General features: G+C 54.8%; 8 protein-coding genes. 6 read left to right on the top strand and 2 right to left on the bottom strand.

Features of this window, described 5'->3' with window-relative positions; translation table 11 throughout:
• Positions 1 to 646: 646 nt before the first annotated feature.
• From OKB87_RS06045 to OKB87_RS06020, 6 genes are all read left to right on the top strand, one after another.
• Positions 647 to 1,189 (top strand): fimbrial protein, encoded by a 543-nt coding sequence (locus OKB87_RS06045; RefSeq protein WP_011704492.1) that lies wholly within the window; start codon positions 647 to 649, stop codon positions 1,187 to 1,189.
• 99 nt (positions 1,190 to 1,288) lie between these two features.
• Positions 1,289 to 1,678: a hypothetical protein gene (locus OKB87_RS06040; protein WP_016349292.1), complete on the top strand. Its 390-nt coding sequence runs from the start codon at positions 1,289 to 1,291 to the stop codon at positions 1,676 to 1,678.
• Positions 1,679 to 1,745: 67 nt separating this feature from the next.
• Positions 1,746 to 4,280: a fimbria/pilus outer membrane usher protein gene (locus OKB87_RS06035; RefSeq protein WP_333563317.1), complete on the top strand. Its 2,535-nt coding sequence runs from the start codon at positions 1,746 to 1,748 to the stop codon at positions 4,278 to 4,280.
• A 10-nt stretch (positions 4,281 to 4,290) separates the two neighbouring features.
• Complete coding sequence (locus tag OKB87_RS06030; protein WP_219281178.1) at positions 4,291 to 5,022, top strand: fimbrial biogenesis chaperone; 732 nt, start codon at positions 4,291 to 4,293, stop codon at positions 5,020 to 5,022.
• 5 nt (positions 5,023 to 5,027) lie between these two features.
• Entirely contained in the window at positions 5,028 to 6,056 is a 1,029-nt protein-coding gene (locus OKB87_RS06025) for a fimbrial protein (RefSeq protein WP_270826800.1), read from the top strand.
• A gap of 11 nt (positions 6,057 to 6,067) precedes the next feature.
• Positions 6,068 to 6,619: a fimbrial protein gene (locus OKB87_RS06020; RefSeq protein WP_044799060.1), complete on the top strand. Its 552-nt coding sequence runs from the start codon at positions 6,068 to 6,070 to the stop codon at positions 6,617 to 6,619.
• Positions 6,620 to 6,621: 2 nt separating this feature from the next.
• On the opposite strand, the gene OKB87_RS06015 is transcribed toward OKB87_RS06020, so the two are convergent.
• Together OKB87_RS06015 and OKB87_RS06010 are read right to left on the bottom strand one after the other, a co-directional pair.
• Positions 6,622 to 7,857, bottom strand: a complete 1,236-nt coding sequence (locus tag OKB87_RS06015) for a winged helix-turn-helix domain-containing protein (RefSeq protein WP_270826798.1) — start codon at positions 7,855 to 7,857, stop codon at positions 6,622 to 6,624.
• Positions 7,858 to 8,158: 301 nt separating this feature from the next.
• Positions 8,159 to 9,565 (bottom strand): 2-succinylbenzoate--CoA ligase, encoded by a 1,407-nt coding sequence (locus OKB87_RS06010; protein WP_270826796.1) that lies wholly within the window; start codon positions 9,563 to 9,565, stop codon positions 8,159 to 8,161.
• Between the last annotated feature and the right edge of the window lie 7 nt (positions 9,566 to 9,572).

The following is a 9,572-nucleotide window of genomic DNA, read 5'->3' as shown; positions in this document are numbered from 1 at the left end:
TGATTACCTGATTACCTGATTACCTGATTACCTGATTACCTGATTACCTGATTACCTGATTACCTGATTACCTGATTACCTGATTACCTGAGCTGTTTTATGTATGAGGTCAGGGGTATTCAAGAAACAAAAAACGTGATCTGGAATTGTTTTGTTGTTGTGTTTTTGTTAATTGCTGTTAAGCGGTTGAAGTTGTCTGATTTAAAATAATCCAATCCGTGTTTGCTATATGAGCGATATTTATTTTACGGCATTCATAAATGTGCCGTCATGTCTTTAAGTAATTGTTTTTTATGTGTTTATAAAAGAATTTATAAAAATCAAAATGTATTTGATGTGCATCATATGAGTCGTTAATTTGTTCATCAAGCAAAAGCGGAGCACGGCTTTCTGCGCAGACGACAAGGATGTATGTAGTTGTGCAGATGAGGTGTAGCGGGAACTGCCCCTGATGCGGTGTGCTGCTTTTGCTTATTTAAATAAACCTTAAAAGGCACAGCTGATTATTGGCATGACCCCTCACCGGCTTAATGAGAGGTTGGGCACCAGCAGTTGCTGTGCAGTATATCGCGGCATCACTGAAAATCGTGACTCCAGCATGATTGGAGTGATGCAGTACAACACACGTTAATGTAGGTATAAACGAATGAAAGCTAACAAGATTCTGGTTGCTATGGGTGTTGGTTCCATGTTGCTGTGCGGCTCCGCTGTTGCTGCCGGTGGTGCTGGTTCAGGCAAAGTCACCTTCAATGGTGAAATCATCAACGCTCCTTGCTCCGTTGCTCCTGAGTCTGTTGACCAGGTAGTTGAAATGGGTCAGATCAGCACCAAAGAGCTGGCCAGCGGTGGCGAGTCCAACTCCAAGCCGTTCAGCATCAAGCTGCTGAACTGTGAAATCTCCGACAAGGAAGATGCCGTCAAGGTAACCTTCAGCGGTGCCAAAGACCCGGTAGATTCCAGCCTGCTGGTTATCGGTGGTGGTGACGCCGCTGGTGCCGGTATCAAGATGACCGCTCCGGGTGGTGCCCCGATCGTACTGGGTACTCCGACTGCCGCCTTCGGCCTGGTCAACGGTGACAACGAGCTGCCCTTCAGCGCCGTGCTGAAAGGTTATGCCGATCAGACCGCCAACCCGCTGAAAGCCGGCGCTTTCACTGCAGTGACCAACTTTACTCTCTCCTACGAGTAATAGAGTGCTTTAACGTGTGACCAGGGTTGTGGTGGTGCGAGCCACCACAACCTCACACATTCTGTCTCCTCACATCGAACCTTGATCATGAAAACTTCAATGATGGCAGCCATGGTGCTGCAGCTGGTGATGATGGCGGGGTCAGTCCACGCCAATGAACTCACGGATGGACTGGCCGAATCGGGCTGTACGTTGGAGGTGCTGCGCAGCATTCCGCTGCAGGCTCAGCAACCGGGCACACTGAAAATCAGCGGCTGTCAGGTTGAAGGGGCGACGGAGGCATCACTGCCTTTTATTTCCATGTCTGTGCGCGGTGCCATGAGCGATGAGCTGGGCATTCTCAACAACGGCCAATATCACAAGGTATCCGGCGAACGCTTTATTGTTTCGGATATCGTCAACAGTGATCTGGAATTCAATTTGGGGCTCACCAGCAGTCAGCTGTTTTTTCCGGACAGTACGACGCTGTTTGAACTCAATTATATGTAAGCAAGCCAATTGCTTAGTGTAGATACCTCATTACGTGAGACCGTTATGCAATTCCTAGAGTGAAAATATGAGCGTTTCAACATCAGACTCTGTGAGAAAAAAACATTATTCAAAAATGGTTTTCATGCTATGCGTGCCCGGCCTGATGGCGGTGGCAAATCACGCATTGGCAGAAACGGAGTTTAATATTGATGCACTCGATCTGGACGAACGGACCAAGATCGACCTCTCCCAGTTTGCCGACGAAGGTTACATCCTGCCCGGCGACTACTACCTCGAGATCGAGGTCAACAAAAACAAGCTGCCCCTGCAGAAGATCCCTTTCTACGAGACCGATACCGGCAAGGGAAAGGGTGGGGTGGCCTGCCTGCCGCAAGAGGTGATCCCCAAGCTGGCGCTGACCGACGAGGCCATCGCCAAGATCGATACCTGGCACGATGGCCAGTGTGCCAACCTGCTGGCGCTGGACGGCGTGGTGATCTCCAACGACATAGGTAACGGCTTGCTGCGCATCGCCGTGCCCCAGGCGTGGATGAAGTACAGCGATCCCAACTGGATTCCGCCCGAACAGTGGGATGAAGGGATCCCGGGGATGATGCTGGATTACAACATCAACGCCCAGGTCAACGAAGGGGATGGTTACTCCAACCGCAACATCAGCAGCTACGGTACGCTGGGGTTCAACTATGGCGCCTGGCGCCTGCGGGGCGACTACCAGGCCAACGCCTACTGGGGTGACAACGAGCGAACCACTTCCGAGCTGAACCGCATCTATGCCTATCGTCCGCTGCCAAACATGGCCGCCAAGCTGACGGTGGGTGAGCAGCAGCTCAACTCCCAGCTGATCGACGGCTTCCGCTATACCGGCGTCAACCTGGCCAATGACGAGCGCATGCTGCCGCCGAGCCTGCAGGGCTATGCGCCGGAAGTGAGCGGCATCGCCAAGACCAACGCCAAGGTCACCATCTCCCAGTCCGGCCGCATCCTCTATGAGACCAACGTGCCGGCCGGTCCGTTTCGCATCCAGGGGCTGGACAGCTCGGTACGCGGCCGTCTCGACGTACGGGTAGAGGAGCAGGATGGCAGCGTCAACTCGTTCCAGGTAGACACCGCGACCGTCCCCTATCTGACCCGTCCCGGCTACGTCCGATACAACCTGGCGGTCGGTGCACCTTCCGAACAGACGGATTCGGTGCACGATGTGCACGGTCCGGCCTTCGTGACCGGTGATTTCTCCTGGGGGGTGGCCAACTCCTGGTCGCTGTACGGTGGCAGCCTGGTTGCGGGTGAATACAACTCCATGGGGCTGGGTATCGGTCGCGATCTCTATGCCTTCGGCGCCATCTCGGCCGACCTGACCCAATCCATTGCCAAGCTGCCGGGCCTGTCGACCAAGATTGGCCAGTCGGTGCGGGTGAACTACGCCAAGCAGTTTGATGAATACAACAGCTCGATCACCTTCGCCGGTTATCGCTTCTCCCAGCACAACTTCATGACCATGTCGCAGTTCCTGAGCAACAAGGAGCGGCTGGAGAAGAACGAAACGACCTCGAGCGATGACTACAACACCTGGGGTGACAAGGAGCTCTACACCATCACCGCCAACAAGACCTTCTGGGCGGAGGATGCGGCCAAGGCGCTGACAGTCTATCTGGACTACACCCACAGAACTTATTGGGAGCACGATGCCGAGGATCGCTACGGCCTCACCATCAACAAGAACGTGAACATCGGCAGCTTCAAGGATGTCTCCATCTATGTGTCGGCCTACAAGACCAAGACCGAGAACTACGAGGATGACAAGAGCGTCATGCTGACCCTGAGCATGCCGATCGGGGACAGAAAGAGCGCGGGATACAGCGTGCAGTCCTCCAATGGCAAGATCACCCATCTGGCTACCTATCAGGATTACAGCCGGCCCGACGATACCTATCAGCTGGGGGCGGGCGTGCAGAGCAACGGCCACGCCGTGGCGCGGGGTTACTACAACCACAACAGCGACATCGGGGCGGTCAGCCTCAATGCCTACAGCGTGCAGAGAGAATACACCTCGGTCGGCGCCAGCCTGCGTGGCGGTCTGACGGCGACCCAGCACGGTGCAGCCCTGCACCAGGCGACCCGTCGTGGCGGTACCCGCATGATGGTGGATACCGACAAGACCTCCGGCGTCTCCTTCAACAATGGCCGCGCCGTAACCAACCGCTTTGGCGTCGCGGTGATCAGCGACATGACCGACTATCGCAAGAGCGACACCCGGGTGGACGTGGATCAGCTGAGCGATGACATCGATGCGATGAATGCCATCAAGCAGGGAACCCTGACCGAGGGCGCAATTGGGTATAATGCCTTCGAAATGGCCGAAGGGTTCAAGCTGCTGGCCAACGTCAAACTGCCTGATGGCTCAGTGCCGCCGTTTGGCGCCACTGTCGTCAAGGATTCCGGCCGGGTACTCTCGGTGGTGGATGAAGATGGCCTGGTCTATCTGACCGGGGTGAAACCGAATGAAGCGTTTGAACTATCCTGGGGCGGCGCCCGCCAGTGCAAGATAGTGGCGCCGCAACAAGTAACCGATCTGTCGATGAAGACTCTCACTTGCAAGTAATGGGATACCGATGAAAAAGCTGCTCTCTTATACCTGTCTGGCCGTGCTGGGCATGACCTCGCTCAACGTCAGCGCTGCCATCGTGCTGGACCGTACTCGTGTCGTCTATCCGGGCGGTGCCAAGTCCATCAGCCTCAACATCAAGAACGAGAACCAGAAGCTGCCCTACCTGGCGCAGGCCTGGATTGAAGATGCCCAGGGCCAGAAGATCGCATCTCCCTTCGCGGTGCTGCCACCGGTACAGCGAGTGGACGCCAACCAGAAGTCCATCGTGCGGATCGCCAGCGTGCCGGCCATCGACAGCCTGCCCAAGGATCGCGAGTCGATCTACTACTTCAATCTGCGCGAGATCCCGCCCAAGAGCGAGAAGAGCAACGTGATGCAGATTGCCGTGCAGTCCAAGATAAAGCTGTTCTACCGCCCCGAGGCCATCCTGCCCGAGCGCGGTGCCATCTGGCAGGATCAGGTGCTGATCACCAAGCAGGGCAAGGCCCTCAAGGTCAACAACCCGACACCTTACTACATCACCTACGTGGGCCTCGGCCATCCGCAGGGCAAAGGAAGAACCGCGATGAAGGGCTTTTCGGCCTTTATGGTTGCCCCCAAGTCAGAGCAGACGGTCACCATCCCGGAAGCACTGGGCAATGAATTTGTGATCAGCTACGTCAATGACTATGGCGGATATATGGATATCAAATACCAGTGCACAGGCAATGCCTGTAAAGCCATGAAGAGCGAGTAAGACCTATGCTACGTTCCATCTTCTGTTCAAGCCTTATGCTGTTTGCAGGAACGGCATCGGCAAATGGCTATGTGACGCCCAACCCAACTCATGATTACTATATATCGTTGGACAAGGCTGATATTCAAAACAAACCTGGTTTTACTACCAAGGCATTTGAGTGGAACTTAGGTGGGCAATATTCAGGTATCGTTACCTGTCCGGATAGAAGCATTCCACAATCTCCAGTGTACTATAAGGCGACCATGACGGATGGCTTGCCTCAAGCTGGTGATGGTTTTGTAAAGCTAAATGACTTTCTGGATATGAAGGTCGAAATTTGGATAGCCGGTTGGAAGAAAAAATTTGTTACAGCACCATTTCCGAATGAAAGTAACGATTACCCAAATTACTCTTGTACTAAGGGGAAAGAGACAAGGATAAATAATTTCGAAAGTGGTAGCCGCGGGCGAGTAACCTTCCGTGTAAGAAAGCAAATAATTAACGGTGTACAAATATCAGATCGTCAAGTGGTAGAAATGTATGGCCGCTTAGGGTCTACCACTACAGATTTCAATAATTTGCCAATGTCTCGAATTACGATTACATCTGCAATCTTATATGTTCCAGAAGAGTGCGTGATTAATGGTGGGCAGACTATTGAAGTAGAGTTTGGTGATTTGCCTGGCTCGGGATTGGATGGGAATAATTTTGAAAAGACGGTTCCTCTGACATTTCAATGTCGTGGTGGTGTCTTCGAAGGGGATGCCTTGAAGATCAATCTTGGTATTTCTGGAAAGCCAACCTCTTTCAGTCAAGACTATCTGCGGACAACCCGAGATGGTTATCAAGGTGGAAATGTCATTTCCGATTTGGGGATCAAGTTCAAGCAGCTGGATGGTTCTCAGTTACATTTGAATACGTTTTATCCGGTTTCCATGCAGGGAAATATTGGTGACTGGGGCTTTATCGCCGCACCGGTAACACCAGTAGGTGCGGATATCCCGGCCGGTGACTTTTATGCCACTGCTACTATCGTTGCCGAGTTCCAATGAGGAGTTGTTTTATGCTACGGACATTGTGGATAGGCTTGGCGCTGTGCCCGTTGTTGGCGGTAACGGCAGCTCCCCGTGCCAGCAATGACCTGGAGTTGCTTGGCAATACGGTCCATCTCCATGGCCGGATCATTGACCAGCCCTGTGTGGTCGCCCCCGAATCCCTTGAGCAGGAGGTCGAGATGGGGGTGGTCGATGTCAAGCAGCTCTATGCCAACGGGGCCGGGGAGCAGGTACCTTTCTCCATCCGCCTGACCAACTGCAAGCCGGGGATTTTCCGCATGGCCAAGGTGACCTTTACCGGCTCGAAGGATGCCCAGCTCAGCGGCGGGCTGGCCTTTACCGCGGGCATTGCCAAGGGCGCCGGTATCCGCTTGTATGACGTGACCCAGACACCCCTGGATCTGGGCACTCCCTCCCGCGGTTATTTGCTGGGCGGCAGCGCAGACAATGAGCTGCAATTCTTTGCCCGGGTAGAAGGGCATCCGGATGCGCTGGCGGCCAAGAACATCCAGCCCGGTGACTATTCTGCCGTTGCCAACTTCATCGTTGCTTATGAATAAACTCAGAGGTCGTTGCGCTGGATGACCTTTGAATTGCCGAGGCTGGGCCAGGTGATGACACCACCCAGATAATTGGAGAGGTAAATGCCGCCCGGCAACTGAACAAATTGTGCCGTTTGTTTGGGTGGCGTCAACGCCGCTACCAGGGTCGCTACCATGCCATTGCTGGTCAGTGCCTGCTGATCAATGAAATTGACGATGGTATTTTTCACCTCGACCGAAATATCGCCATCATCCCGCTCCAGATCTCCGACGGAATCCATATTGAACAGTGTTTTGCCCTGATTGTCGGTGGCGATCACGGTTGCCACCACTATTTCCCTGTTCATGGTAACAATGAATTTGCTCTTTCTGGTCATCTCCACCCAGTTGTCCGGCGCCTGGCAATTGCTGTGATAACGGACTGTGGTGTCCGCATTGTTGTAATAGTTGTGGGAAACATTGTCTCCCTGCTGGGTCATGGTGGTGATCACACATTGCACTTCTTCAGCCACTGGATGACCGCTGCGCAGCAGAAAGACATTCTCGGATAATTTCCTGCTATTATTGTCGATGGAAAAATAGCTGATAGCTTCTTTACCGACCAGAATGGAAACCTGTTCATCCGCCTTGCGCGAAATACGCTGTATCAAGGGGGTTAGCGAATCGATTTTCACATTCAGCGCTTTTTCCGTCTCGCTGGTCATATAGAGGGAAATCTGGCTGAGATTGATGGTACGCAGCGTATTTGCCGTCGCATAGTTATAGATGACGATGGCCAGCGAAGTCAGTGAGACCAGCAGTAGCGCAAACAGCAGAATACGCTTTGGGCTGAAATAGCGGTCATATTTGCGGCGAGTATATTGCCGTCTGGCCTGAGGCGCATGAGCAGGGATCGCCGCTTGAGTTTCTTCATTTGGTACAGCTTCTTCGGTCTCTCCAGCGGCCTCAATAGGGGCACAAAAGATATATCCCACGCGTGGAATAGTATCGATCGCATCCATCAAACCGAATGATTCCAGCTTTCTTCTCAATGAGAGGATCTGCCGGTTCAGGTTGGTATCGGTATTGTCCTGGTTTGGCCACAAGGCATCTTGCAGTTTGCTTCTTGGAATGACACTGCCTGCCTCATCACACAGCATTTCGAGCAGCTCGGCTTCTTTGTTGCTGAGCTTGATGTCCTTTTCTCCCTTAGAGAGCCGGAATATTGCCGCGGAGAAAAATATCTCCTCTGCAATTTTATAATTTTTGTTACTCATGTGTGACTCGCCTTACTGCCAAGGAGAGCATTTTACCACCATGCAGTCTTTGTTCAAATAATGCAAAATTGACAATGTCTTTAACTATCAAACGGTTACCTTTCCATTGAAATGCATGATGGCGGATATGGTACTACAGGTAATTAATTCAGTTCAAAAAACGTGCAAAAAAATAGCCATTTATGTAATCGTTCTCACTTACCTGGGCCTGTGAGGAAGATTTTGACACCGCCAGCATTTTCTTTCGAATAATGTGCGTATTTGGATGACTCCTGCATGCCAAGTCCTGTCGCAGGAGTGATTATTGCGCCTTAAGAATATTCTGATATTGCTTGCGCTGTGGCTTGAGGTGACCGCCCAGATCGGGCCAGGGGTGCCACTGGTCCGGCACCATGAAACCGGGCAGAACCTGCCGGATCCAGGCCGCCAGCTCGGCAGGGGGTACAGGTTCGCCATGCCAGTCGATGAAGGCGGCCGGGCGCTGCCCCCACTCATCGCTCGGCACCGGCACCACCAGCGCCTGTGCCACGGCGGGGTGATCCACCAGTCGCTGCTCTATGGTCTCGGGCTGGATGTTCTCACCGCCGGAGATGAAGAGGTTGTCGAGCCGCCCCTCCACCACCAGTTCACCATCCGCAGTGAAATGCCCCTTGTCGCGGGTGTGGAACCAGCCAGCCTCATCGAGCGGCCGCTCCAGCCCGCCAGCTTTGAAATAGCCGGCAAACAGGGTGTCGCCGCGCACGCAGATCTCTCCCTGCTGGATGCAGACCTCCCGTCCCGGCAGCGCCTTGCCCACCACACCGGCGGTGGATGGCCGACCGGTGCAGACCTGGCTGGCCATCTCGGAGAGGCCGTAACTCACCTTGGGCTCCAGCCCCATGGCGCTCAGCCGGTTCACCAGGGGCTGGGGAATGGCGGCGCCGCCGAGCAGCAGCTCGCGCAGCCGGGTTCTGGCGGGATCAAAGCCCTCCGCCAGCAGTCGCCAGAGCTGGGTCGGCACCAGGGAGAGATGGGTGATGGGTTGCTGTTCGAGCCGCTCCCTGAGCGGGCGGCTGCGATCGTCCAATACCAGGCTGGCGCCCGCCAGAAAGACCCGGAACAGGATGGCGTAACCGCCGACATGAAACAGCGGCAGGGAGAGCAGCCAGCCGCACTCGGCATAGAGCGGGATCACGGCGGCCGAGCCCCGCGCCGAGGCCAGATGATTGGCCAGCCGGTGTACCACGGCCTTGGGCGTGCCGCTGGAACCCGAGGTGAGGATCATGTTGTTGAGCTGGGCAGGATCCAGCATGCAGTCGCCTTCGTCCGCCACCAGCTCATGGGTGAAGTCGAGCCGCAGTGGCTGCCAGTTTCCGGTCGGGATCTCGCCTGCTGACCAGCAGGCCTTGACGGCGAGCAGAGCCGCCAGCTCCGCTTGCCGCGCCAATGGAAAGGCAGGGTTGAGCGGGCAGAAGACGATGCCGCTGCGCACGCAGGCCCAGGCCAGCAACAGGTCGGGCAGGGCGTCGCGCACCACGGCGGCGAGGCGATCACCGGCCTGCAGGCCCGCCTGCCCCAGCTGCCGGCACAAGCCGTTGAGTCTGGCATCCAGCTGTTGGTAGGTGAGCGGGTCGGCGGCGTGAATGGCGATGCGGTCCGGGGCGGACTTCGCCCAGTGGCGCACCGGGCAGGGTTGTTGAGGGTGGTAATGGTCAGATAGCGGTGGCATGCAGGCC

It is taken from the genome of Aeromonas sp. Y318-1 (assembly GCF_027706125.1).
In the GTDB taxonomy this organism is placed as follows: Bacteria; Pseudomonadota; Gammaproteobacteria; order Enterobacterales; family Aeromonadaceae; genus Aeromonas; species Aeromonas hydrophila.
Note: the sequence above shows the minus strand (reverse complement) of the source record. Positions and strands in the feature narration are given on the sequence as shown.

Coding starts and splice junctions, on each gene's coding strand:
- OKB87_RS06015 (WP_270826798.1), bottom strand. CDS start 7,857: ATGAGTAACAAAAATTATAAAATTGCAGAGGAGATATTTTTCTCCGCG.
- OKB87_RS06045 (WP_011704492.1), top strand. CDS start 647: ATGAAAGCTAACAAGATTCTGGTTGCTATGGGTGTTGGTTCCATGTTG.
- OKB87_RS06040 (WP_016349292.1), top strand. CDS start 1,289: ATGATGGCAGCCATGGTGCTGCAGCTGGTGATGATGGCGGGGTCAGTC.
- OKB87_RS06025 (WP_270826800.1), top strand. CDS start 5,028: ATGCTACGTTCCATCTTCTGTTCAAGCCTTATGCTGTTTGCAGGAACG.
- OKB87_RS06035 (WP_333563317.1), top strand. CDS start 1,746: ATGAGCGTTTCAACATCAGACTCTGTGAGAAAAAAACATTATTCAAAA.
- OKB87_RS06020 (WP_044799060.1), top strand. CDS start 6,068: ATGCTACGGACATTGTGGATAGGCTTGGCGCTGTGCCCGTTGTTGGCG.
- OKB87_RS06030 (WP_219281178.1), top strand. CDS start 4,291: ATGAAAAAGCTGCTCTCTTATACCTGTCTGGCCGTGCTGGGCATGACC.
- OKB87_RS06010 (WP_270826796.1), bottom strand. CDS start 9,565: ATGCCACCGCTATCTGACCATTACCACCCTCAACAACCCTGCCCGGTG.